This is a genomic window from Maribacter sp. 4U21, from assembly GCF_002742365.1.
Lineage (GTDB): Bacteria > Bacteroidota > Bacteroidia > Flavobacteriales > Flavobacteriaceae > Maribacter.
The window spans coordinates 164,351-188,548 of the sequence record NZ_MDGN01000009.1 but is presented as its reverse complement, the minus strand read 5'-3'; the positions used below and the strand labels follow the sequence as shown (position 1 = coordinate 188,548).

General features: G+C 38.2%; 22 protein-coding genes and 1 CRISPR repeat array (1 of these 23 running past the window's edge). Of the genes, 15 read left to right on the top strand and 7 right to left on the bottom strand.

What is annotated here, in order from left to right; genetic code table 11:
- Positions 1–275: 275 nt before the first annotated feature.
- Entirely contained in the window at positions 276–2,069 is a 1,794-nt protein-coding gene (locus BFP77_RS02305; RefSeq protein WP_099572462.1) for a M61 family metallopeptidase, read from the bottom strand.
- Positions 2,070–2,439: 370 nt separating this feature from the next.
- Here BFP77_RS02305 and BFP77_RS02300 point away from each other — a divergent pair, with 370 nt between their 5' ends.
- From BFP77_RS02300 to bioD, 5 genes are all read left to right on the top strand, one after another.
- On the top strand, positions 2,440–2,703 hold the full coding sequence (locus BFP77_RS02300; protein ID WP_143751821.1) for a hypothetical protein: 264 nt from the start codon (positions 2,440–2,442) through the stop codon (positions 2,701–2,703).
- Between the two features lie 255 nt (positions 2,704–2,958).
- Complete coding sequence (locus BFP77_RS02295; RefSeq protein ID WP_099572460.1) at positions 2,959–3,327, top strand: hypothetical protein; 369 nt, start codon at positions 2,959–2,961, stop codon at positions 3,325–3,327.
- Positions 3,328–3,403: 76 nt separating this feature from the next.
- Positions 3,404–4,564, top strand: a complete 1,161-nt coding sequence (locus BFP77_RS02290) for an aminotransferase class I/II-fold pyridoxal phosphate-dependent enzyme (protein ID WP_099572459.1) — start codon at positions 3,404–3,406, stop codon at positions 4,562–4,564.
- A gap of 4 nt (positions 4,565–4,568) precedes the next feature.
- Positions 4,569–4,955: a putative signal transducing protein gene (locus BFP77_RS02285; RefSeq protein ID WP_099572458.1), complete on the top strand. Its 387-nt coding sequence runs from the start codon at positions 4,569–4,571 to the stop codon at positions 4,953–4,955.
- Positions 4,955–5,572, top strand: a complete 618-nt coding sequence (gene bioD / locus BFP77_RS02280) for a dethiobiotin synthase (RefSeq protein WP_099572457.1) — start codon at positions 4,955–4,957, stop codon at positions 5,570–5,572. Before BFP77_RS02285 ends, bioD begins: the two co-directional genes overlap by 1 nt.
- Here the strand turns inward: bioD and BFP77_RS02275 are convergent.
- Positions 5,567–7,003 (bottom strand): ArnT family glycosyltransferase, encoded by a 1,437-nt coding sequence (locus tag BFP77_RS02275; protein ID WP_257212835.1) that lies wholly within the window; start codon positions 7,001–7,003, stop codon positions 5,567–5,569. The genes bioD and BFP77_RS02275 overlap by 6 nt on opposite strands.
- Before the next feature lie 182 nt (positions 7,004–7,185).
- On the opposite strand from BFP77_RS02275, the gene bioA reads away from it, so the two are divergent.
- The 4 genes from bioA (at position 7,186) to BFP77_RS02255 (ending at position 11,816) form a co-directional block, all read left to right on the top strand.
- Positions 7,186–8,460 carry an adenosylmethionine--8-amino-7-oxononanoate transaminase gene (bioA, locus tag BFP77_RS02270; RefSeq protein WP_099572455.1) on the top strand — a complete coding sequence of 425 codons (1,275 nt, stop codon included), beginning with the start codon at positions 7,186–7,188 and terminating at the stop codon, positions 8,458–8,460.
- 8 nt (positions 8,461–8,468) lie between these two features.
- A complete protein-coding gene (locus BFP77_RS02265; RefSeq protein WP_099572454.1) occupies positions 8,469–9,647 on the top strand; it encodes a beta-ketoacyl synthase N-terminal-like domain-containing protein in 1,179 nt (392 codons plus the stop codon).
- Positions 9,648–9,776: 129 nt separating this feature from the next.
- A complete protein-coding gene (gene bioB / locus BFP77_RS02260) occupies positions 9,777–10,871 on the top strand; it encodes a biotin synthase BioB (RefSeq protein ID WP_099572453.1) in 1,095 nt (364 codons plus the stop codon).
- 78 nt (positions 10,872–10,949) lie between these two features.
- Positions 10,950–11,816 carry a cupin-like domain-containing protein gene (locus tag BFP77_RS02255; protein ID WP_099572452.1) on the top strand — a complete coding sequence of 289 codons (867 nt, stop codon included), beginning with the start codon at positions 10,950–10,952 and terminating at the stop codon, positions 11,814–11,816.
- Here the strand turns inward: BFP77_RS02255 and BFP77_RS02250 are convergent.
- The 3 genes from BFP77_RS02250 to BFP77_RS02240 form a co-directional block, all read right to left on the bottom strand.
- Positions 11,806–12,279, bottom strand: a complete 474-nt coding sequence (locus tag BFP77_RS02250; RefSeq protein ID WP_099572451.1) for a regulatory protein RecX — start codon at positions 12,277–12,279, stop codon at positions 11,806–11,808. The two genes, BFP77_RS02255 and BFP77_RS02250, sit on opposite strands and share 11 nt — an antisense overlap.
- Before the next feature lie 169 nt (positions 12,280–12,448).
- Positions 12,449–13,996 (bottom strand): Rne/Rng family ribonuclease, encoded by a 1,548-nt coding sequence (locus BFP77_RS02245; RefSeq protein WP_099572470.1) that lies wholly within the window; start codon positions 13,994–13,996, stop codon positions 12,449–12,451.
- A 257-nt stretch (positions 13,997–14,253) separates the two neighbouring features.
- Positions 14,254–14,544: an HU family DNA-binding protein gene (locus BFP77_RS02240; RefSeq protein WP_099572450.1), complete on the bottom strand. Its 291-nt coding sequence runs from the start codon at positions 14,542–14,544 to the stop codon at positions 14,254–14,256.
- Between the two features lie 127 nt (positions 14,545–14,671).
- Here BFP77_RS02240 and mutY point away from each other — a divergent pair, with 127 nt between their 5' ends.
- The 5 genes from mutY to BFP77_RS02215 are packed head-to-tail and all read left to right on the top strand — an operon-like array spanning position 14,672 to position 19,079.
- Entirely contained in the window at positions 14,672–15,721 is a 1,050-nt protein-coding gene (gene mutY, locus BFP77_RS02235) for an A/G-specific adenine glycosylase (RefSeq protein WP_099572449.1), read from the top strand.
- A 25-nt stretch (positions 15,722–15,746) separates the two neighbouring features.
- Entirely contained in the window at positions 15,747–16,223 is a 477-nt protein-coding gene (locus BFP77_RS02230) for a single-stranded DNA-binding protein (protein ID WP_099572448.1), read from the top strand.
- A gap of 57 nt (positions 16,224–16,280) precedes the next feature.
- Positions 16,281–17,573 carry a gliding motility-associated protein GldE gene (locus BFP77_RS02225; protein ID WP_099572447.1) on the top strand — a complete coding sequence of 431 codons (1,293 nt, stop codon included), beginning with the start codon at positions 16,281–16,283 and terminating at the stop codon, positions 17,571–17,573.
- Complete coding sequence (gene gldD / locus BFP77_RS02220) at positions 17,563–18,120, top strand: gliding motility lipoprotein GldD (protein WP_099572446.1); 558 nt, start codon at positions 17,563–17,565, stop codon at positions 18,118–18,120. Before BFP77_RS02225 ends, gldD begins: the two co-directional genes overlap by 11 nt.
- A gap of 11 nt (positions 18,121–18,131) precedes the next feature.
- Positions 18,132–19,079 carry a pyridoxal-phosphate dependent enzyme gene (locus BFP77_RS02215; RefSeq protein WP_099572469.1) on the top strand — a complete coding sequence of 316 codons (948 nt, stop codon included), beginning with the start codon at positions 18,132–18,134 and terminating at the stop codon, positions 19,077–19,079.
- A 12-nt stretch (positions 19,080–19,091) separates the two neighbouring features.
- Here the strand turns inward: BFP77_RS02215 and BFP77_RS02210 are convergent, their stop codons facing one another.
- Both BFP77_RS02210 and BFP77_RS02205 read right to left on the bottom strand, forming a co-directional pair.
- On the bottom strand, positions 19,092–19,511 hold the full coding sequence (locus tag BFP77_RS02210; protein WP_099572445.1) for a hypothetical protein: 420 nt from the start codon (positions 19,509–19,511) through the stop codon (positions 19,092–19,094).
- A gap of 5 nt (positions 19,512–19,516) precedes the next feature.
- Entirely contained in the window at positions 19,517–19,825 is a 309-nt protein-coding gene (locus BFP77_RS02205; protein WP_099572444.1) for a heavy-metal-associated domain-containing protein, read from the bottom strand.
- A 211-nt stretch (positions 19,826–20,036) separates the two neighbouring features.
- Here BFP77_RS02205 and BFP77_RS02200 point away from each other — a divergent pair, with 211 nt between their 5' ends.
- Complete coding sequence (locus BFP77_RS02200) at positions 20,037–20,915, top strand: DMT family transporter (RefSeq protein WP_099572443.1); 879 nt, start codon at positions 20,037–20,039, stop codon at positions 20,913–20,915.
- 172 nt (positions 20,916–21,087) lie between these two features.
- A CRISPR array of direct repeats spans positions 21,088–24,198; the repeat unit is 46 nt; unit sequence GTTGTGAATTGCTTTCAGTTCTTTAATTTTAAGGATGATTCACAGG; it runs 797 nt beyond the window's last position.

The window sequence follows — 24,198 nt, the reverse complement described above, 5'->3', positions numbered from 1 at the left end:
TTGACGATTTCATAATTATGAAGTAGTAACGAGATTAGAATAAAGGCAATTAATGATACACTTCCAATGGTACAAAGGCGACTTAAATAAAAGAGAAAATGAGAGAGTGAATTGGGTCCAAAAATCTTCATACTTATAATATTATCGTTTTACGATAACAAATATATAAAAATTATTGAAAAACAATAATATTAAATTTTGAGCGCATTCGTCATTTACATCCTAGAGAAAGAAAAACGGTACTTTGTTTTAGGATTAGTATTGGGACAAAATGATTAATTCTTTAACCATGCCGTTCTGTTTTGCAGTGTTTCCTTGTTTGGTTCAAGACCTTCTTTCTCCATTAAGGTAATTACATAGGTAGGATCGGGCTGCAATGTAACCTGTCTATTTTTCTTAATTCCAAAACGTTCGAATTCGACATTCAATACATCTCCCACATTTAATCTGGCAATATATTTATCAAAGGATTCTCCATTTGGAAATGCTTGTTCATTAATGCGCAAAATAACGTCGCCTTTGTCTAAACCAGCTTTGTAGGCTGGGCTACCGATTCTAGGATTGCTTTTAATAACTCCGTTTAAGTCGTCATTTATAGCCGCAGCTACTCCAAAATAGGGGTTATTGGCATTTCGTTTTAAAAGAATACCGTTTGCTTCAAGTAATACCTTATAGTCGGGCATTTCGCTTTTATAGATATACCTGTTGAAAAAATTATCTCCGAAAGCCGTACCGGCGTACGTATTTAAACTATCGTGCAAATCGCTAATTGTGTATGGTGTCTGGTTTTTGCCATAAGTTTTCCAAACTAATTTCATATAGTCATCCAGATTTAAGTTGTGCTCTCTTAAGGTTAAATCTAACGCCAATCCTAGCATACTTCCATACGAGTAGTAAGAGATAAAGGTGTTTTCGCGGTTTACGGGGTCTACCGAGGTGGCAGCATCCACAAAAGGCGCCTGAAAGCTCATTTCGATGGGATTAAAGAATTTTCGAGCAGGAGAGTTCCATACATAATTGAACGTGCCTGAAAGTCTCTCTACATAACTTTCCTGCGATATGAGTTCGGCTCGGCAAAGCATGAGATTCGTGTAGTAGCTGGTGAAACCTTCGGCAAACCATAAGGCACCGCTCATGTTGGCCTTTTCAAAATCAAAGGGTTCTAGGGATTTTGGTCGTATTCGCTCCACGTTCCAAGCATGAAAAAACTCATGTGATACCGTTCCGATGTTACGCTCCATACCTCCTTCTCCCAAACTTCTGGTACTTGTTAAAATGGTAGAATTTCTATGTTCCATGCCGTCTCCGGAAGCATTAGGGATGTAGCAAGCTAAGAATACGTATTTACCATAGTCAAATATCGGAAGCTCCCCGAACACCTCCTTTTCCGCTAGCACCACTTTCTTTACCTTTTCAAAATAGGTGTCCAATTCCTCCTTAGTGCCGTTATGATGTAGTGCAAACTGTATGGTTTGATTATCGACCGTAAACTCCCTTAGACCATAGTCACTAATTTCTGTAGGGCTATCCATGAAGTACTGTAGGTTGGGAGCGGTGTAAGTAGTTTTCTCCAAAAGTGGTAATTGTGTGGCAATTTTCCAGTTGAGGTCTTCCCTCGGGTGAAAGGTGATTTCTATTTTTCTTTCACTTAAAGACGGTGCGTATATAAACGTAGCAGGAATATTTAAATGCGCATGGGTTTCATCTATTTGAGAATAGGTGCCATCTCCGCGGTTTGCGAATAAGGTATATGAAATATGAACCTCACCATTATGCCGGCTTACTAGCCATTGATAGGGGTCCGGTCTGGTGATTTTTAGTTTTTTACCTGACGCGTCCGTTGCTTTGAAGTTGTAAACGTTTTTAGCAAATTCATGAAGCGCATAACGCCCTGGGCTAGTTCTACTCATTCTAATGGCTAAGGTGTCCGCAGTAATATTTGGAAAATACGCAGCTATTTCAGCTTCGTGGTGAACGGCGTTGTCAAATGAAATTTTATAGGTATTTGTCTGTCCACTTGAGGCGTAAGCAATAAATAAAAGCAAAAATGTAAGATGTGAAATTTTCATTGAGCATTTTTTTAATAAACTGGATTAAATATAGGAATTAACAAGGGGCCTCTTGGTAGAATTCACTAATATTACAGAAATAAGCAACCTTTAGGGTTTTTATCATCTTGCTTATAAGTCCCCACATTTATGATAAAGAAAGTATTGTTTTTTTGTTATTAGCGCTGCTATATTTTCTTCTTGTTACGCACAAGAAGATACAACCCTGAAAAGAAACCAAATATCCACCAATTTAATTTTACCTTTTCTAGAGAGTGTTGATTTGAGTTATGAACGTACCATTGCCAACAAATAGGCGCTAGGAATAGCTGCTGCGGTTTACGGATAAGGTGGGCAAGATTTAGCTGTTTCGTATACTAATTAATATGATTTGACCACCACATATGAAATTATGCCCTTTTTTAGAATTTACTTTCAGGGTGCTCAGAATAAAAGCCATTTCCTTAAAGTTTTTGGGTCGTTAAGTAAAATTGAAGAACGGGGTGCATTTGTCCGTAACACCAATGAGGAGGGTTTCGGTGTTTATGAAAGAGGCCTTCGGGACTTTACGGTAGGGCGGCTTGTGAATAGGCTATGGATATCGGTTTTTGTTTCTGGAAAAGAAACTGGTTTTGGAAGCCCAGTTCGGAATTAGGATCAATTTTGAAGTAGATTTCTTTTTTCTGAATGCTGTGCTAGTTCGGACGGGGATTAAGGTAGGATACAGATTTTAATTACTGATTATGGAAACAAAAAATTTATTTTCCTGGCTGGTATTGGAATACTGTTGTAGGGTTGTTTTTCTTACGATGATGAAGGTGGTGTCAGGTATGTAGAGTTACAGCTCACGGATGCTTTAAATTTTGAAAATGATAAGAACTATTCAGTAGGGGATACTATTTTCGTAGAATTGAACTTTAGTCGTTATCTAGAAGAGGAAGGTTTCTCAAACCTATTGGACGTTTATGAAAGTACGGATTTAGAAGAGTTTTTTTATCCCCTAGAACTTTTAAAATATTCAGCTATCAGTGATAGTTACGTTTTTACTGAAATTGCAGACCGGTTTATTTTTGCTGAAAAAGGTACAGTGGAAGAGTTTTACGGAGCTACGGCCAGACTTAACGACGCAAGAGACACCTATGAATCCCGCATCGGAATAATTCAAGCAAAGGAGGGGTCATATCGTTTAAACAGCCAATTCTTTGATTTACAGAGTAAATGGAATTTTGATAAAGTAAGTATTGAAATAATTCATCAGTTCTCCGATAAAACTCAGTAAGATTTTGAGTTCGTAGTTTCAGATTAATTGATGTTTCACATTAATTTTATTACGGAAACGCCCTACATTTGGGGTTATGATAACATTACCTCATAAACTTCAACAGAAACTTAAGGATAGGATAGCGGACAATTCCCTACGCCGATTAGGGCAAACGACTGGTCTGGTAGATTTCTCCTCTAATGATTACTTGGGCTTTGCTAAGAACGAAACTATATTCTCCAAAACTTTTCAATCTTTATTAAATTATAATATAGCCGAGAATGGGGCCACTGGTTCTCGATTATTAAGTGGAAATCACCAGTTGTATACAATTCTAGAACAGAAGTTAGCGGCGTTTCATGAAGCCGATGCCGCACTGGTCTTCAATTCAGGATATGACGCTAATATTGGATTTTTCAGTGCTGTCCCGCAAAGGGGAGATGTTATTTTTTATGATGAACATATCCATGCGAGCATTAGGGACGGTATAGGAATGAGCCATGCTAAGAGTTATAAATTTTCACATAATGATCTGTATGCTTTAAAAGCTAAGATAGAGACAACACAGAAAGATACAGGCAGCGATGCACATAAAGAGGTTTACGTAGTTACTGAATCTGTTTTTTCCATGGACGGAGATATGCCTGACTTAAAATCGTTTACGGGTCATTGCAATGAACAAGGATATCGTCTTATCGTAGATGAGGCCCACGCCGTTGGTGTATTGGGTAAAAGGGGTGAAGGGTACCTTCAAGCTTTAAAACTTCAGGAAAAGGTATTTGCACGTATCGTTACTTTCGGAAAAGCCATAGGGTCCCATGGAGCGGTAATTCTTGGGAGTACTGATTTAAAGGAATATTTGGTAAATTTTTCTCGTAGTCTAATCTATTCTACAGGTTTACCGCCTCATGGAGTGGCAACTTGTATTGCTGCGTATACTTATTTGGAAGAGGAGGGGCAGGCAGAACGGCAACGGCTTTTAGATAACATCGGCTACTTTAAGCAACAATTAAAGAGATTGAAACTGGAGAAATACTTTTCTCGTAGTGGCGCCGCTATCCAATCCTGCGTTATAACAAGCAACGATAAGGTGAAAACGGTATCGGAGAAACTCAAGGATAAGGGTTTTGATGTGAAGGCTATTTTGCCTCCCACGGTACCCGAGGGACAAGAGCGATTGCGCTTTTGTATCCATAGTTACAATTCTAAAGAAGAGATAGGATTGGTACTAGAGTTATTATCGCGCTATCTTTAATTGCATGGAAGAAAAATTTTACCAATTGGCCTCTTTCGAATACGCTGCAGATGTTCAGATTATAAAGGGAAAACTGGAGTCTGAGGGGATTCCTGTGTTTCTGAGGGATGAGAATACGCTCAACTCTGACCCATTGATAAGCAATGCTATCGGGGGCGTTAAACTACAGGTGTATTCGAAAGATAAGGAACGTGCTCTTGCCATATATAATGAGGTACGCGCTTACGCTTTGGATGAGAAAGACCAGCCTATAGTCTGCCCAAACTGCAAGGCCAGTAGGTCCGAGGTCTATTATAACAGGAAAGGTGTTTTTTATAAACTTTTTCCATTTTTTGAAAAAAGAAAATATAAGTGCTTAAATTGTGGTATTATCACTAATCCTCGTACCTAATGCAGAAAATATTTGTTAGCGGAATATCTACCGAAGTGGGCAAGACCATCGCTTCATCCATAATTACCGAAGCCTTGGCCGCAGATTACTGGAAGCCAGTACAAGCTGGGGATTTGGAAAATACGGACAGTCATAAAGTAGCGAGCTATATCAGCAATACCAAGACGGTCATTCATCCCAGTAGTTATGAGCTTAAAACACCTATGAGTCCGCATGCGGCAGCGGATATCGAAGGTGTTCGTATCGATAGGTTTCATATTAAAGAACCGGAAACGAACAACCATTTGGTCATAGAGGGTGCCGGAGGCCTGCTTGTGCCTTTGAACGAAGAAGATACCATGTTCGATATTATTATGCCCAATTACAAGGTGGTGGTGGTGTCCAGGCATTATTTAGGCAGTATAAATCACTCTTTGCTGACCATAAATTGGTTAAGACATAAGGGATATGATGTTTCCTTATTGTTCAGCGGCGACGCCAATCCGCATACGGAGAATATCATTCTTCAAAAGACAGGTGTTTCTTTAATTGGCAGAATTGAAGAAGAGCCGTTTTTTGATAAAAGCATCATAAAGAAATATGCCGATAAGTTCAGACATATTTTAGAAACCTTATAAGCGTTGCAGTATTTCTGCTTTTTCCACTACGCCGTGCACCCGATAGTGTTTCAATAAATAGGCATCTATATACGCATTTAGTTTTTCCTCCTTCTTGTCAAAAACACGTCGGCCTTGTCTTAAGACAATAGTTTTTGGGCGCAGTTCCTCCATAATATAGCGCAGTTCCTTAATTGCTTTATCTCTCTCATTATCAAAAAAAGGAAACAGCTCATCCCTACAAATATTACTTGGATGTGTAGCGGCCTTGGTCGGAGGTAGAGACTCTAAATTCCAATATCCTATGTGGTACCCAAGGAAAAGAATATTTTTTTTCTCTAGTTCGTTGTTGCGTATGTATTGGGGAGCCGTAAAACCTTCCCCGTTAAAAAAAGTACCGTTGTTAAATTTGTTCTGTATAATGTTCCCGTATTCTAGATAACTCTCCGTCGGTATCAGGAGTAAAAGTAACAGCATGGCCTTTGGTAACTTAGGCTTGTAATTGGAAACAAGAGCGTGAGCCGTGCTCGCTATTAGGATAAGCAGCATAGGGTAAAGCTGTATGAGATAATGCCCATTAATTCTGCCTCCCTTTAAAAAAGACAATAAGACACCAATAATGCCAACCGTAAGCAAGATGACCGTAGTATTTTTAAAATCTAACCAGCGTTTTTTCCACGAGAAAAATAAAAACCCACCGACCAAGAGAAACGTTGGGGCTAGTTTAAGTACCGAAAAACGTCTTGCTTCGGTATATTCCAATGGAGCTAAAATCACGGATTTCCACCAAATCATGACTTCACCTATTTTGTAATAAGGTAAAATAGTCAAGGCTATAATTACTAATATACCACCACCATACAGCATGGTGTTCCAGACCCATGAGGTATGTTTGGTCTTGTAAAATTTATAGAGTAGAAAAAGGCCAAGTAATAGAACGGGGTAGGCCATATTCAGTTTTACCATTACCGTTAGGCCCATGAACAGACCGGCTAGAAAGAACCATAATGGTTTTTTCTTTAAAATGAAAATGTATAGTCCCGGCACAAAAAAGGCCATACAAATATGTTCTGACATCACCCCTTGTAGACTTCCGAACAAACTCAGAAGTACTACACAGAAAACGGACATCCAGAACGCAACCTGTCTGGTGGTGATTCTAATGCTGATTTTAAAGGTAAAAAAAGCGGTTGCGACTACTAAAAGCGCACCGACGAAACGAATTGCTACAAAGCTTTTTCCAAATACAGAAATGATAATAGCAAAAAAAGCAAACGTTAATGGAGGTTTTAAATCCCAAAGTTCTAAGTATGGTAGTTGCCCATCTACCCAAGATTGTCCCATAAGAATAAACGTGCTTTCATCACGATCAATGTAATCCCTAAAAAAAAATGGAAATCGAATAAGAATGGTCAGCACTAATAAATTCAGAACAACCCATTTATCATTCAATCTTTGATAGTAAGAAAAAATAGAATGCGAGTGGTTTATTTTCATCTTATACTGGAACACCTCTTTTTAAAAGACGTAAAGATTTGCGCTGTTAATCTCGGATTGGGCAAAAATAAAAGAACCATTTCGTTCTTTTATTTCCCATCTTTGCAAGATAGATAAATTGAGGATTTTTAGATTCTATGAAAGCGCAAAATCTATCGGAAAGAGATAAAAAACATCTGTGGCATCCACTGACCCAGCATAAAACTGCGGCACTTCCTGTGGGTATCGTTAAGGCGAAAGGTGCTTTATTCTGGGATGAGGAAGGACGAGCGTATATAGACGGAATCGCTTCTTGGTATACAGCCATGTACGGGCATTGTAATGAATATATCATTAATGCTGTCACGGCACAGATGAAGCAATTGGATTTCGTGATTTTCAGCGGTTTTACACATGAGCCTGCCGTGCAGTTATCAGAAAGACTACTGAAAATACTACCGCCTAATCAAGAGAAGATATTTTTCAATGATAATGGCTCTACCGCTGTGGAAGCTGGGATTAAAATGACCTTGCAATATCATCACAATAAAGGCGAAAAAAGAGACGTACTAATAGCCTTTGAAGATGGTTTCCATGGAGATACTTTTGGGGCTATGAGTGCCTCGGGGATTTCGTCGTATAATGGACCTTTTGATGAATTTCTATTAAAAGTAAAACGTATTCCTACTCCGCAAGAGGATACTATTGAGGAGGTACTTTCGCAATTGGAAACCATTGTGCGAAACCATAAATGTGCGGCCTTTATTTTTGAGCCTTTGGCCCAGGGAGCCGCGGGAATGAAATTTCATTCTGTAAAAGGCTTGGATGCAGTAATAGAAAAATGCCAAGAATTGGATATCCTTTGCATTGCGGATGAAATAATGACCGGTTTTGGTAAAACAGGCAAGAATTTCGCTTCCGAGAATCTAGAGCATCAACCAGATATCATATGCCTTAGCAAAGCACTTACAGCAGGAATGTTCCCTTTGAGCATTACCAGTTGCTCTAAGAACGTATATGAGGCTTTTTTAAGTGAAGACGTTCATAAGGGCTTTTTTCACGCACATACGTTTAGTGCCCATCCCATTGGTTGTACCGCTGCCTTGGCCGGATTAGACCTGTTGGAATCTCCTGAAATATTGGAAAGACGCACCTGTATAAAAAATGCACACGAACATTTTGTAAGCGAGATTAAAGGCCATCCAAAAGTAGGCAATGCACGCTGCATGGGGGTAATTATGGCTATTGATTTGAATGTAGAAATGGAGCGCTATGGTAATCTAAGGGATGAATTATATCAATTTTTTATAAATAGGGGCGTAATTTTACGTCCATTGGGAAACACCGTATATGTTTTGCCACCTTATGTGATTACCAATGAACAATTACATAATATTTATGAGGTAATCATAGAACTATTGGAAACCTTTTAAAAATTATTTTGAAAGAAGAAATATCCATAACAGCAGTTGCTTCTATATCTCCTTTGGGAGAATCATTAGAAGGTGCTTTTGAAAAGTATCAGCAACGAAATCATTGTTTTACGCATCGAAAATATGACAAAGAGAGCACGTGGGTAGCTCCTTTGCCTGACGATGTTTTGGAGAAAATTACAGAGTTAAGAAATTCAGATTCCAAATACCAGAATTTGGATAACAGTGTACTTTACGCCATTTACGCCTCTAGAAAAGCGATTAAGACTGCGGGATGGTCAGGGGAGAACAATTTTGGAATAAACATTGGTTCGTCGCGAGGGGCTACAGCGCTTTTTGAAAAATTCCATGAGGAGTACCTGCAAAATGGCAGAACAGCGACGCTAACTTCACCTACAACAACCTTAGGAAATATTTCATCATGGGTCGGTCATGATTTACAGACTAAGGGCCCGGATGTATCGCACTCCATTACATGCTCTACGGCATTACACTCCTTATTGAACGGCGTTGCATGGATTCAAGGAGGTATGGCGGATAAGTTTTTGGTAGGAGGTAGTGAGGCACCCCTGACCCCATTCACCATAGCACAACTAAAAGCATTGAAAATTTATACGTCTTCTGCTGGGGCTTCGAGCGGAGTCGAAAAGTCGTATCCTTGTAAAGCCCTAGACTTAACCAAAAGAAAAAATACCATGGTCTTGGGCGAAGCCGCATCCATGGCGTGTTTGCAAAGGGGTACTTCAAAAAACACTTTAGCTATTATCAAAGGAGTTGGCTATGCTACGGAACCCTTGGAGCATAATGTGTCCATATCCACCGATGCCGTCTGCTTTCAGCGATCTATGAAAATGGCCTTAGGTGAAATTTCACCGGATGAGGTTGATGCTATTGTCATGCACGCACCTGGCACTATCAAGGGAGATTTAAGTGAATACCATGCCATAAAAAAAGTTTTTTGTAACAAACAGCCTTTTTTAACTACAAATAAGTGGAAAGTAGGGCACACCTTTGGAGCTTCGGGAATGCTAAGTATAGAAATGGCAATTCTCATGTTGCAAAATCAACAGGTTATAAAAGTACCGTATGTCACTTACGATAACGTTCCTAAAACTATCCAAAACGTATTGGTCAATGCCGTAGGCTTTGGAGGTAATGCGGTTAGTGTATTTCTAGGGCGACCCTAAAAACTAATGTTCTTTTGCTAAATATACATATGGTTAACTTACTTTTTTTCATGAACTATTTAAACGTTACTATTATTATTTCTACTTGAATTCCGCTATTTTTGAAATCTGCAAACAACCTAAGATTTTATGAGCAAAGTGAGAAATAATTGGACGAAAGAAGAAATTCTTGATATTTATAATAAACCGTTAATGGAGTTGCTTTATGAAGCAGCTACGGTTCATAGAAAAAACCACGACCCCAACACGGTCCAAGTTTCCACACTACTTTCTATAAAAACCGGAGGTTGCCCTGAGGATTGTGGCTATTGCCCGCAAGCAGCGCGTTATCATACAGATATTGAAGGGAATGATTTAATGACGGTTCCGCATGTAAAGGCGCAGGCACTTAGGGCTAAAGCTTCAGGAAGTTCGCGTGTTTGTATGGGAGCAGCATGGCGTAATGTAAAGGATGGTCCGGAGTTTGATCAGGTTTTGGAGATGGTGCGCACCATCAATAAATTGGATATGGAAGTTTGCTGCACATTAGGGATGATTACGGAAAATCAGGCGAAACGACTGGCAGAGGCCGGACTCTATGCGTATAACCATAATCTGGATACCTCAGAGGATTATTATAAGGATGTGATTTCTACAAGAGCTTTTGAAGATCGTTTAGATACCATAGATAATGTTAGGAAGACCAACGTTACGGTATGTAGCGGTGGTATTATAGGCATGGGAGAACAGTTGGAGGACAGAGCCGGGATGCTTGTTGCACTGGCTTCTTTAAGTCCGCAGCCAGAGTCTACGCCTATTAACGCTTTGGTGCCTGTGGAAGGAACGCCCATGGAAGACATAGCACCCGTTGCTATATGGGACATGATTCGTATGGTAGCCACAACGCGTATTGTTTTACCAGAAACACAAGTGCGTTTATCTGCCGGTAGAACAGAAATGAGTAGAGAAGGGCAGGCCATGTGTTTCTTTGCAGGAGCCAATTCCATTTTTGCAGGAGATAAATTATTGACAACACCCAATCCGGATGTTAACGAGGATATGGAGATGTTCAAGCTTTTAGGCTTAAACCCTCAGAAACCGTTTACTAAAGTTTCCCAACCAAAAACAGTCGAAGCATCGGACTCTGAGTTTAAACCGTTAGGAGAGAAACCAAAATGGACAAGACCGGGTCATAAAATTGAGCGTAATGAGGAGGCAAAACTAAAAGCCAAATTGACGGACTAACCTTTTTATTATTGAACTTTTAAGATATTCTTTTCAAGAGCTTGCCTAAATTTGAGGTTCTAAAAACCCAAAAGTCCATTGAAGTTAGTTGAAATAAATAGGGTACAATCTATCACAAAGAAAGACTTTGTAAAGAACTATTTAAAACCACAAAAACCTTTGGTGATTGAGGAGTTTGATGGCAATTGGGCCGCGCACAAAAAATGGTCTTTAGATTACATGAAAGAGATGGCTGGGGATAAAATAGTTCCCTTGTATGATGACCGTCCCGTACATCACAAAGATGGTTTTAACGAGCCCCATGCAGAGATGTTGATGTCCGAGTATGTAGATCTTTTGAAGTGTGAACCTACCAAGTACAGAATTTTTCTTTGGAATATTTTAAAGGAAGTACCGGCTTTGCAGAAGGACTTTAGTTATCCCGATTTCGGGATCAGGCTACTAAAAGGCGTTCCTATGTTATTTTTCGGAGGAAAGGATTCACACACGTTTATGCATTATGATATTGATCTGGCCAATATTTTTCATTTTCATTTTGAGGGGGAAAAGGAGTGTATTCTGTTTCCGCAATCGCAGAATAAATACCTTTATAAGGTACCGCATGCTATAATCACGCACGAAAGTATCGATTTTTCTAATCCAGATTTCAAAAAATGGCCTGCTTTGGAGAAGGCAAGCGGCTACAAAACTACCTTAAAGCACGGTGAGGTATTGTATATGCCTGAAGGATTTTGGCATTATATGAAATACAAAACACCGGGCTTTTCAATGAGTTTACGCGGGTTGGCCCGAAATCCTAAAAATTTTGCCCACGCGGCCTACAATATCTTCGTTATGCGCCATTTTGATGTATTGATGCGAAAATTACAAGGCCAACGATGGATTGAGCGAAAGAATAAAAAAGCAATAGTCAACACTAATGCCAATATTGGAATTAAGGAATAAGCTCCTTCATTTTTTCATAGACCAAATGACTTTCCCAGCCACGGTAAAGTAAATAGTCAGCAAGTTTTTTTCTTTTTTTAAGCTTGTTTGACTCGTTCAGTTGTAGGAGTCTTTTTCTCGCAAGAGCATCCAGGGTTTTTATGTAATCTACCTCAGTAATCTCCTTCAAAGCCGTATTAATATTATACTTGGAAATATCACGTTGTTTCAGTTCTGTCACGATACGTTTTTTGCCCCATTTTTTTATATTGAACTTACCTCTGGCAAAACTTTTCGCAAAGCGTTCTTCGTTCAAATAGTTCTCCTGTATAAGTTGAGTAACAATCTGGTCAATGGCCACGGGAATCATCCCCATCTGCTTTAATTTGCTAATTACTTCCTTATGGCACCGGTCTTGATAAGCGCAATAGCTTTCCAGTTTTTTAGTGGCCTCCGTGAGGGAATATGCTTTGTTTTGTAACATAGGTCAAAAATAAGAAAACCTTTTACGGCTTTAGACAAACAAAAAAGCGACCCCGTTGCTGAGGTCGCTTAAATTTTAAATCTGTTTATTCTTTAACAGACCCTAAGAAAAAATTAGGGTTAGTTCAACTTCCTTTTTCATCGCTCTTCGCTTTGAAAAAAGAGTTTCACTAATATATGGTTTTACCGTCCTTATTCTTAAAACGGTATTCAAGATACGTATATGCATCCCTAGGTTGTATTCTAATCCATCTCTTATGCTCTAAGAACCACTTAAAGCGTATAGATAGGAAACCTTTTGTAAGATAGGCTGCAATGAAAGGATGTATATTTAGTGTTATGCTGTTATCCTTAGCAGGTCCTTTCAATAGACGTTCAAGATCCACGTTTATTTTATCTATTAAGACTATAGGAGCTTCTACTTCCTGCCCACTATTATTAGGGTTTTCCTCAGTAGTCTTAATATTCATTTCGGGTCTTACACGTTGCCTTGTTATTTGGATAAGCCCAAACTTACTTGGCGGTAGAATCTTGTGTTTAGCACGGTCATCTTTCATTTCATCTCTAAGATGTTCAAAAAGTTTTTTCCTGTGCTGCGCTTTGACCATATCAATGAAATCCACTACAATGATACCTCCCATATCCCTAAGACGCAATTGTCTAGCTATTTCGGAGGCGGCCAACAAGTTTACCTCTAGGGCAGTGTCTTCTTGGTTCTTTGCCTTATTGGAACGGTTGCCGCTATTTACGTCAACTACATGAAGTGCTTCGGTATGTTCTATAATCAAATAGGCACCTTTGCTCATTGTAGCCGTTCGTCCAAAAGAGGTTTTAATCTGCCTTTCTATTCCGAATTTTTCAAAAATGGGAACATTGGCTTTATAATGTTTGACTATCGATTCTTTGTTAGGAGCGATTTCCGTAACGTAATCCTTAATTTCATCAAACAGCGTGGTGTCATCAACATGTATACCGGTAAAACTGTCGTTGAAAACATCTCTTAATATAGAGGATGCTCTGTTAAGTTCTACCAATACCTTTGAAGGTGTTTGAGCGCGATATAATTTTTTACACATTGTGGACCATTTGTCCAACAAGTTTTCTAGATCTTTATCTAGTTCTGCTACTTTTTTGCCTTCTGCAACTGTTCTTATGATTACTCCAAATCCTTTTGGTTTTATACTTTTCACAAGTCTCTTTAACCTATCTTTTTCTTTTGAGCTTCCAATTTTTTGAGATACGGAAACGCGGTCGGAAAAAGGAACCATTACTAAATAGCGTCCAGCTATAGAAAGTTCTGAACTTATTCTTGGTCCTTTGGTGGATATGGGTTCTTTAACAATTTGCACTAAAAGAGATTGATTGGCTTTAATAACATCTGTTATTACGCCATGTTTGTCAATATCCTTATCAAATGGAAAATCTTTTAGGGAGTAATCCCTTAATTTACCTGTACTCACTTGTTTAGTGAACTTTAGCATTGAAGAAAGCTGTGGTCCCAGATCATGGTAATGCAAAAACGCATCTTTTTCATACCCTACATTGACGAATGCAGCGTTTAACCCAGTGACCGGCTTCCGAATTTTAGCGAGAAAAATATCGCCTACGGAAAAGTTATTATTGTCTTCTTCTTTATGTAGTTCAGTGAGTTTCCCATCTTTAAGCAAAGCAAAATCAACAGAATTGGAACTAGATCTTACGATTAATTCTCTATTCACCTGAATATATTTGTATTTATCCTGCTTCAAAAAAGCGGATAAATAGATTAAACAATGTTAGAAACAGATTCGTTTGAACCTGCCGAGATTCGTCTTTGGAATCCCTATGTCAAGGAACGTATTAAAATGAAAAAGTAGTTTAAAAAACTACTTTTTCTTGTGTCGGTTAGCTCTTCTACGCTTTTTGCGCTTATGTGTAGCTACCTTATGTCTCTTTCTTTTTTTACCACTCGGCATAAAGTTCTTCTTTTAGATTATTATTTTACTTGTACGTTGCTTTTTACTCCTTCTACAAAAACCTTAGCTGGTTTAAAGGCGGGTATGTTGTGGGCAGGTATTTTTATGGTCGTGTTCTTAGAAATATTCCTTCCAGTCTTTTCTGCTCTAGTTTTTATAATAAAACTACCAAAACCTCTAAGGTAAACATTATCTCCACCTTCCAATGAAGTTTTCACTTCTTCCATAAAGGATTCTACCGTTGCCTGTACATCTCCTTTTTCAATTCCCAGCTTATCTGAGATTTTAGATACAATTTCCGCTTTCGTCATCTTACAATATTAGATTTTCTGTATGTTTTTTCGGGTTGCAAATATATAAATTAAATTCAATCTTTCTTTCTAAAGGGCTAATTTTAAGTATATAAACTGCTACTTTTAACGCTTAGTATTAAAGTGAATGTCATTTTCCGATAAAATCCTCGATTGGTACCAGCATAATAAGCGCAATTTACCTTGGCGAGGTACTATCAATCCTTATAATATATGGCTTTCCGAAATTATACTTCAGCAAACTAGGGTGGCTCAGGGTACGCCCTATTACTTGAAGTTTATTGAAGCCTTTCCTAACGTAGAGGATATGGCCAAGGCCTCCGAAGCGCAAATACTGAAACTTTGGCAAGGACTGGGCTATTATTCCAGGGCCAGGAACCTTCATGCAACGGCTAAAATGGTGGTAGCCGATTATGGAGGCAAATTCCCAAGCACCTATAAAGAACTATTGAGATTAAAGGGTGTTGGTGATTATACCGCAAGTGCAATTGCCTCTATATGTTTTAACGAACGTCAAGCCGTTGTAGATGGCAACGTGTATAGGGTATTGGCCAGATACTTTGGTATTGATATACCTATTAATAGTACGGACGGTGTAAAACATTTTAAATCCTTAGCGCAGGAGTTGCTTCATGAAAGTAACGTTCGGGACTATAACCAAGGTATTATGGAATTTGGAGCAATACAATGCGCACCAAAAAAACCGTATTGCCTGCACTGCCCGTTAAATAATGGTTGCGTGGCTTTAAAAGAAGGAAAAGTAGATTTGTTACCCATAAAGTTAAAAAAGACAAAGGTCAGAAATCGTTATTTCAATTATTTGGTTCCCATCCTGAACCATAAAAAGGGGAATACACAAACCATATTGAGACAACGACAGGGAAAGGGGATTTGGCAGCATTTGTGGGAGTTTCCCCTGCTGGAATCTGAATCTGAATTAAATTTGGAACAAATAGAAAAGGAATACCGGCAAGTATTGGATTTCAATGAAAAAGTGAATATTACTTTGTTTAATACCAAAAGTATAGTTCATAAATTATCTCATCAACATCTGAACACTAAGTTTTGGATATTAGAAGGAAACCTAAGTAGCGAAGAAGGTATTTCTATTACAGAAATAAAGAAATTTCCAGTACCTGTTTTAATAGCGGATTTCATGAAAACATTTAAATTTTAGTACTTTTGATTATTAGACAAAAATTATGAGCGGTACATTGAATAAAGTGATGCTGATAGGGCATCTGGGAGATGAAGTAAAGATGCATTATTTTGAAGGTGGGGGCAGCATTGGAAGGTTCCCGATAGCCACGAATGAGACCTATACAAGCAAGCAGACCGGAGAACGTGTTACGAATACGGACTGGCATAATATTGTGGTGAGGAACAAAGCGGCTGAAATATGTGAGAAATATTTGAGCAAGGGAGACAAGGTATATGTGGAAGGAAGATTAAAAAATAGACAGTGGCAAGGAGAGGACGGTAATACAAGGTATACCACTGAAGTTCACGTGCAAGAATTTACCTTCCTATCTACCAAAAAGGAAAGTATGGCCAATAACGCAGGGCAAGCCTCTCAACCTGTGGCTCAACCAACAGCTCAGCAGGCTAACCCTAGCGCGCAGCAGAGCTCACCTGCACCGGTAAGTCAACCCGAACAGGAAGACGATCTACCTTTTTAAATATTTGTAAACAGTAACCTTTTGGACCCTGACCCTTTACTTTATAGTTTAAATTTTATGGTGATGGACGGTGCCTTTGCACTTAATATTGGAGTGCTTGTACTATTGTTGCTCTGTTCTGCCATGATTTCTGGAGCAGAAGTTGCCCTTTTTGGGCTTTCTCCCACGGAGGTAAACGAAATTCAAGAACAAAAAACGGCAAAAGGGAATATCCTGATCAAACTTCTAGAGCGTCCTAAAAAGCTTTTGGCAACGATATTAATCGCCAATAATGCAATCAATATAGGCGTGGTGTTATTATTCAATGTTATTGGGGACACTCTTTTTTCAAATATTAACTATTCGCTTTTTGGGGTGGTTTCCTTACGTTTTTTGTTAGAGGTGGTAGCGGCCACTTTTCTTATTTTAATGTTTGGAGAGATTTTACCCAAAATCTACGCCAACAGAAACAGGATGGACTTTTCCCACTTTATGGCTTACCCGTTAAAAACCTTAGATTTTTTATTCTCGCCTTTTAGCCTTCCAATGCGAGCAGGAACCATATTTCTGTATAATAAACTTGGAAAGGAAAAATCTAGTTTAAGCGTTGATCATCTATCCCAAGCGTTGGAACTTACCTCGGATGGAGATACCACCAAGGAAGAGCAAAAAATATTACAGGGAATTGTTTCCTTCGGGAATACGGATACCAAGCAGGTAATGCGCCCTCGAATAGATATTTTTTCATTGAACGACCAAATGAAATTTCCGGAGGTCTTGGAAGAGATTAAAAAGAACGGATATTCCAGAATACCAGTTTTTTCGGATAATATAGATAATGTCTTGGGAGTACTTTATGTTAAAGATTTACTTCCTTATTTAGACCGTAAATCCTTTAATTGGACCAGCCTTATTCGTGAGCCTTATTTTGTTCCTGAGAATAAAAAGTTGGATGATTTGCTATCCGAATTTCAAGAGAAGAAAAACCATTTGGCCGTAGTGGTAGATGAGTATGGTGGAACCTCTGGAATCGTTACCCTAGAGGATATCATCGAAGAAATAGTTGGTGATATAAGCGATGAGTTCGATGATGAGGATTTAATCTTTTCCAAGCTAGACGACTTTAACTACGTCTTCGAAGGAAAAACAGCTTTAAAGGATTTTTATAGGGTTGTAAAACTGGAAGACGAAACACCATTCGAGGAGAATAAGGGAGAATCTGAAACCATTGCGGGTTTTGTGTTAGAAATAGCAGGGAGTTTTCCTAAAAGGGGAGAACAAGTAGTCTTTGAGAATTACAAGTTTGTTGTAGAAAGTCTGGATAAAAAGAGGTTAAAGCAAATTAAAGTTATTTTGCCACATGAAGCGTAGATATGTCATTGCTATAATCACCATAATGTGTGTCATAGGTGCTTGCAAGAATGAGCCTATTCCAAAGCCTAAGGCAGAAATACGGTTAGAATATCCTCAAGGACAACCAGCTACTTTAGAAACCGAAAATTTTAGCTTTCAGTACAACCAGTTGTCAAAAGCAGAGGCGAATAAGGACCAGGCCTTTACCTTAACGTATCCTGATATGAAGGGTGCAATCTTCATCAGTTATAAAAAAGTGACGAACAATATAGACAAGCTCATCATAGATGCCAAACGTTTAAGCTATGAACACGCTGTTAAGGCAGATAACATTGTGGAGCAGCCTTATGTGAATCCGGAAGCCGGTGTTTACGGTGCATTGTTTGAAGTACAGGGAAATGCCGCATCACAGTCTCAATTCTTTGTCACGGATAGTGTAGAACACTTTTTAACCGGTTCTGTGTATTTTTATACAAAACCGAACTACGATTCTATTTTGCCTGCGGCGGCATATCTACAAAACGATATCCGTCGAATCATGGAAACATTACGATGGAAAGAATAAATTCTTCAATCATGCAAAAGCAAGATGTATTGGATTGTCATGAAAGAATAATACCGTACATACATCATACCCCTGTCCTAACTTCAAGATTGATTGATAAAGAAATAGGAACATCGGTTTATTTTAAATGTGAAAATTTTCAAAGGGCCGGAGCGTATAAAATAAGAGGTGCCACGAATGCCATTTTGCAGTTGACCCACGCGCAAAGAAAAAATGGAGTGGTTACCCACTCCTCAGGAAATTTTGCACAAGCGGTTTCATTGGCAGCCAAAAGTTTAGATATCAAAGCCCATATTGTAATGCCGTCCTCTGCTCCTGAGGTAAAGAAAATAGGAGTTAAAGAATATGATGGTATTATTTACGAATGCGCTCCTACGCTAGAAGCTAGACAGGCCATGGCCGATAAGATTGGCAAAGATACCGGAGCCTCTTTTTTACACCCATCAAATGATAAAAACGTCATAATCGGTCAAGGGACGGCCGCATTAGAACTCTTAAAGCAAATTCCGGATATCAATGCTATTTTTTGTCCGGTGGGTGGCGGTGGACTCATAGCCGGTTCCGCTATTGCGGCGAAGCATTTTGGCACGAATTGTGCCGTATTAGGAGGCGAACCTTTTGAGGCCGATGATGCTTACCGCTCGCTTAAAAGTGGAAAAATTGAGGGTAATAATAGCGTAAATACCATTGCTGATGGACTCAAAACTACCTTGGGGGACAATAATTTCCCTATAATAAAGGAGCACGTTAAGAAGATAGTCAGGGTTACGGAAGAGGAGATAGTTCTGGCTATGCGATTGGTATGGGAGCGCATGAAAATCATCATTGAACCGTCTAGTGCGGTTACCGTAGCTGCTTTGAAACGAGAAGTGTCCGAAAATCCCAAACAGTATTCAGAGAAAAAAATAGGCATCATTATATCTGGCGGAAATGTAGATTTAAACAATTTGCCGTTTTAAATGCTTTAGAGTCTAGTCGGCCAGCAGTTTCTCCGCCTTTTCAATACTAGTATTGATTTGTTCTTTAACTGCTTTTACTTTTTCTTCCTCCTCGTTAAGCCATTTTTGTTTTTCTGGAGTAAGCGCTTTACCCTCTAAGATTTCTTCAGAATCAAATCGGTCTCCAAAACCTTTCATCCAATCCATCATGGATTCATTGGCTCTTTGTAATTCGCGCATTGTTTTTGCTTCTGGCGATTCGGCACCGAGAGAATCTGCCATGGGCTTTAATTTGCCTACTAAACTTCCAAGTTTTCCCATTTTTGGCATTACTTCATCGTGAATGGCCATCACATGTTCCATCTGTGTAGACTCCTCTTTTTCATTCTTTTTTTCCTCGTTACAAGATAGAAGAAAAGGCACACAGGCGAGTATTAGGAGATATTTTTTCATCTTATTTATTCTTTTATGGTGATGGAATTTATAGAGTAAACATACGTTTTAACCTTGGTACTGGTAATAACACTTTCTAATTCCGCGATAGATACCACTTCAGGGTTAAACTTAACAAGGGCCTCTTTTTTCTCATAACTAACCTCTGCAGCAATGACCCCAGGGGTGTTTTGTAAATTCAGGCCTATTTTATCCGCGCATCCTTCCTGGCAGGCCATACCATCAATACCTACTATGGCAGTGCTGGTCCTTTGATTGTGCTCAATGCTCGTGTTTTTCTCTACTACGTCTTGTCTTAATATTGAATTGGACATGATGACAAGTAAAAGAAGAGATAAGAATAGCTTCATAGTATAGAAATCCTTTTAGAACAATTAATCTTTTTTCAGGTCAGGATATTAAGACTGCTTCCCTACAAGGTTGTAAAGATACCAAATATTGAAAACGTCCTAAGAAGTCGGTTAATAAAAAAGCTTTCTTTTTTACTCACTAAAAAACCTCATTTTTGCAGTAAAATTGCGAGACTTGAAAATTAGAAACCGAAAGTGGCTTTATCTTATAGTATTGTCCCTTATTTGGGGAACTTCCTATATACTCATTAAAAAGGGTCTGGTGGGTTTTACTCCACTTCAATTAGGTGCCTTACGGATTATTATTTCTGGATGTCTTTTATTGATTATAGGATATGGTTCTTTAAAAACTATTCGAAAGAAGGACTGGAAATGGTTAGCGCTATCCGGTTTTATAGGTAGCTTTTTCCCTATGTTTCTCTTTGCATTTGCTGAAACCGAAATAGATAGTAGTGTAACCGCAGTTTTGAATTCTTTAGTGCCATTATTTACTTTGTTCGTTGGGCTTTTCGCATTTGGGATATCCTTTAGCAGAAATCAGTTCATTGGGGTTTTAATCGGTTTACTGGGGGCTAGTTTGCTTGTGTTGTTCGGGAGTAGTATAAATCCGGACCAAAATTATTGGTATACAGGTTTCGTGCTCATAGCCACTATTTGTTATGCTTGCAATGCTAATATTATAAAGAGCAAATTACAGGAGGTCAGTCCCATGGGAATTGCTGTCGGAAATTTTGTCTGTATCCTTATTCCCGGTTTTGTGCTACTGCCTTTTTCTGGAGCACTGGATAATGAAGTTCTAGATGGGAGCTTTTTCTGGAGTTCGTTGGGCTACATCGTAATTCTATGTGTTATAAGTACCTGTATTGCCAAGGTTATCTTCAATAGGTTAATTCAGATTTCTTCTCCCATATTTTCCGTCTCGGTTACCTACCTTATCCCTATTGTAGGAATTTTTTGGGGAATAGTAGATGGTGAAACTTTCAGTATAAAGCAACTGGGAGCTTCATTATTAATCTTGGTCGGAGTGTATTTGGTAAATAAAAAGCCTAGGTAAGCAAAGTAATTTACAACGCTTGTAGCAATATTTTACTGAGCTCACTAGATTGCTTTATTCTTGGACTTGTTTATTGTTTTTTATAGGAATTCATCGGTCGCTTCGCTCGGTCAGTTCTTTAATTTTAAGGATGATTCACAGGATGTAAGGGCTGTTTATATCTCCTGTTACGGTTGTGAATTGCTTTCAGTTCTTTAATTTTAAGGATGATTCACAGGACGCTTCGCCTACATTCTTACCGCCCTGTAGTTGTGAATTGCTTTCAGTTCTTTAATTTTAAGGATGATTCACAGGTAAAATACTAAACACAAAATACGATGACTAGTTGTGAATTGCTTTCAGTTCTTTAATTTTAAGGATGATTCACAGGAAATATTCATCATATTAGTTATCTATTAGAGTTGTGAATTGCTTTCAGTTCTTTAATTTTAAGGATGATTCACAGGGGAAACGGTATAACTGTGGGTCATAGTGGGTTGTGAATTGCTTTCAGTTCTTTAATTTTAAGGATGATTCACAGGGCAACGCTGGTATTACTTCCAATAAAATAAGTTGTGAATTGCTTTCAGTTCTTTAATTTTAAGGATGATTCACAGGCTACGCTACGAACAACAAAGGAGTTATTGGTTGTGAATTGCTTTCAGTTCTTTAATTTTAAGGATGATTCACAGGAAATTACCAACTCTTAAAGTACCGTTGTAGTTGTGAATTGCTTTCAGTTCTTTAATTTTAAGGATGATTCACAGGAGGGGGTTTAAAGCAGGTGTTCGTGTTAGAGTTGTGAATTGCTTTCAGTTCTTTAATTTTAAGGATGATTCACAGGTTATAAGCTTTGTCGGATTGCATGAACTGGTTGTGAATTGCTTTCAGTTCTTTAATTTTAAGGATGATTCACAGGGCGAGTCGAACACGGTTAAAGAAGGGCTAGTTGTGAATTGCTTTCAGTTCTTTAATTTTAAGGATGATTCACAGGATACAACTAAACCTATCATTGTCCAGAGTAGTTGTGAATTGCTTTCAGTTCTTTAATTTTAAGGATGATTCACAGGACGAAAAATGCTTAAGGTTATAGCTCACTAGTTGTGAATTGCTTTCAGTTCTTTAATTTTAAGGATGATTCACAGGGGAGGCTCTAACGACTGCGTTCCTATGGTGTTGTGAATTGCTTTCAGTTCTTTAATTTTAAGGATGATTCACAGGATTACGTTGTCAGGTATAATATTGTCCGTAGTTGTGAATTGCTTTCAGTTCTTTAATTTTAAGGATGATTCACAGGAAAATCCCTTACCTCCCCTGTAGCCTCCTTGTTGTGAATTGCTTTCAGTTCTTTAATTTTAAGGATGATTCACAGGTAAGAAAGCAAGATTTGAACTATCCGAAGGTTGTGAATTGCTTTCAGTTCTTTAATTTTAAGGATGATTCACAGGAATTGCTACCTAATATAAAACTAGTAACTAGTTGTGAATTGCTTTCAGTTCTTTAATTTTAAGGATGATTCACAGGACATAGACGACCAAAGAAGCTAAGGCGTTAGTTGTGAATTGCTTTCAGTTCTTTAATTTTAAGGATGATTCACAGGAATTATCCACCACAGTACCGCCCGTGATTAGTTGTGAATTGCTTTCAGTTCTTTAATTTTAAGGATGATTCACAGGTTATACAAAGCACGTTGTACGTAATGCTAAGTTGTGAATTGCTTTCAGTTCTTTAATTTTAAGGATGATTCACAGGAGGATATACGGGTAAACCCAACCTCTGCGGGTTGTGAATTGCTTTCAGTTCTTTAATTTTAAGGATGATTCACAGGAAAATCAAGTGTTGAAACATAAAAAAAGTAGTTGTGAATTGCTTTCAGTTCTTTAATTTTAAGGATGATTCACAGGAATCACAAAATATTTTTCGTCCATTTTTTAGTTGTGAATTGCTTTCAGTTCTTTAATTTTAAGGATGATTCACAGGCAGACCTGAACTTGGTAATCATGTTCTGTGGTTGTGAATTGCTTTCAGTTCTTTAATTTTAAGGATGATTCACAGGTCGAGGAAAGAAACGTTAGAATGGTTTTCGGTTGTGAATTGCTTTCAGTTCTTTAATTTTAAGGATGATTCACAGGTTTGCTCCAGTTTGTATACCACTACTATTGTTGTGAATTGCTTTCAGTTCTTTAATTTTAAGGATGATTCACAGGTTATATGTAAAATCTTCAGCACCCCCTATAGTTGTGAATTGCTTTCAGTTCTTTAATTTTAAGGATGATTCACAGGTTGGTATAGACAATTATGTTGCTGGGCCTGGTTGTGAATTGCTTTCAGTTCTTTAATTTTAAGGATGATTCACAGGTTGTAGTGTCGATACTTTACGGCCTAGGGGTTGTGAATTGCTTTCAGTTCTTTAATTTTAAGGATGATTCACAGGAAGTAGTTGAAGTAATTTAAAGGTTTAATAGTTGTGAATTGCTTTCAGTTCTTTAATTTTAAGGATGATTCACAGGCGTTAGGAATAACAGTTTTACAGGAATAGGGTTGTGAATTGCTTTCAGTTCTTTAATTTTAAGGATGATTCACAGGATGTAGGGATTTTGTTGTTGTAATGGTTTAGTTGTGAATTGCTTTCAGTTCTTTAATTTTAAGGATGATTCACAGGAGGAACACATGAATATGGGGGCTAACATAGGTTGTGAATTGCTTTCAGTTCTTTAATTTTAAGGATGATTCACAGGAAAATTTTCATATGCGTTTATTTGAGTTAAGTTGTGAATTGCTTTCAGTTCTTTAATTTTAAGGATGATTCACAGGACGTTTTCGTGAACGTGTCGTTTCCGTGAGTTGTGAATTGCTTTCAGTTCTTTAATTTTAAGGATGATTCACAGGTAGTAAAACTATCCTTCATTCAGATACAAGGTTGTGAATTGCTTTCAGTTCTTTAATTTTAAGGATGATTCACAGGAATATGAACGTATTTTTAGACTGGAACACCGTTGTGAATTGCTTTCAGTTCTTTAATTTTAAGGATGATTCACAGGAAAGTTTTAGTGTTTGTACTTATGCCTTTAGTTGTGAATTGCTTTCAGTTCTTTAATTTTAAGGATGATTCACAGGGTAAGCCTAACCGCATGGACGGGGTCACCGTTGTGAATTGCTTTCAGTTCTTTAATTTTAAGGATGATTCACAGGCTTAATGTAGCCTTGTATATAACTAACGTAGTTACGAATTGCTTTCAGTTCTTTAATTTTAAGGATGATTCACAGGTTAAAAATAGTATTGATGAACTCAAGGCCGGTTGTG

What these genes read in the sequence shown, in the direction of transcription:
- BFP77_RS02305 (WP_099572462.1), bottom strand. Translation starts at nt 2,069, where the DNA reads ATGAAAATTTCACATCTTACATTTTTGCTTTTATTTATTGCTTACGCC.
- BFP77_RS02290 (WP_099572459.1), top strand. Translation starts at nt 3,404, where the DNA reads ATGATAACATTACCTCATAAACTTCAACAGAAACTTAAGGATAGGATA.
- BFP77_RS02285 (WP_099572458.1), top strand. Translation starts at nt 4,569, where the DNA reads ATGGAAGAAAAATTTTACCAATTGGCCTCTTTCGAATACGCTGCAGAT.
- bioD (WP_099572457.1), top strand. Translation starts at nt 4,955, where the DNA reads ATGCAGAAAATATTTGTTAGCGGAATATCTACCGAAGTGGGCAAGACC.
- bioA (WP_099572455.1), top strand. Translation starts at nt 7,186, where the DNA reads ATGAAAGCGCAAAATCTATCGGAAAGAGATAAAAAACATCTGTGGCAT.
- bioB (WP_099572453.1), top strand. Translation starts at nt 9,777, where the DNA reads ATGAGCAAAGTGAGAAATAATTGGACGAAAGAAGAAATTCTTGATATT.
- BFP77_RS02250 (WP_099572451.1), bottom strand. Translation starts at nt 12,279, where the DNA reads ATGTTACAAAACAAAGCATATTCCCTCACGGAGGCCACTAAAAAACTG.
- BFP77_RS02240 (WP_099572450.1), bottom strand. Translation starts at nt 14,544, where the DNA reads ATGACGAAAGCGGAAATTGTATCTAAAATCTCAGATAAGCTGGGAATT.
- mutY (WP_099572449.1), top strand. Translation starts at nt 14,672, where the DNA reads ATGTCATTTTCCGATAAAATCCTCGATTGGTACCAGCATAATAAGCGC.
- BFP77_RS02230 (WP_099572448.1), top strand. Translation starts at nt 15,747, where the DNA reads ATGAGCGGTACATTGAATAAAGTGATGCTGATAGGGCATCTGGGAGAT.
- BFP77_RS02225 (WP_099572447.1), top strand. Translation starts at nt 16,281, where the DNA reads ATGGTGATGGACGGTGCCTTTGCACTTAATATTGGAGTGCTTGTACTA.
- gldD (WP_099572446.1), top strand. Translation starts at nt 17,563, where the DNA reads ATGAAGCGTAGATATGTCATTGCTATAATCACCATAATGTGTGTCATA.
- BFP77_RS02215 (WP_099572469.1), top strand. Translation starts at nt 18,132, where the DNA reads ATGCAAAAGCAAGATGTATTGGATTGTCATGAAAGAATAATACCGTAC.
- BFP77_RS02210 (WP_099572445.1), bottom strand. Translation starts at nt 19,511, where the DNA reads ATGAAAAAATATCTCCTAATACTCGCCTGTGTGCCTTTTCTTCTATCT.
- BFP77_RS02205 (WP_099572444.1), bottom strand. Translation starts at nt 19,825, where the DNA reads ATGTCCAATTCAATATTAAGACAAGACGTAGTAGAGAAAAACACGAGC.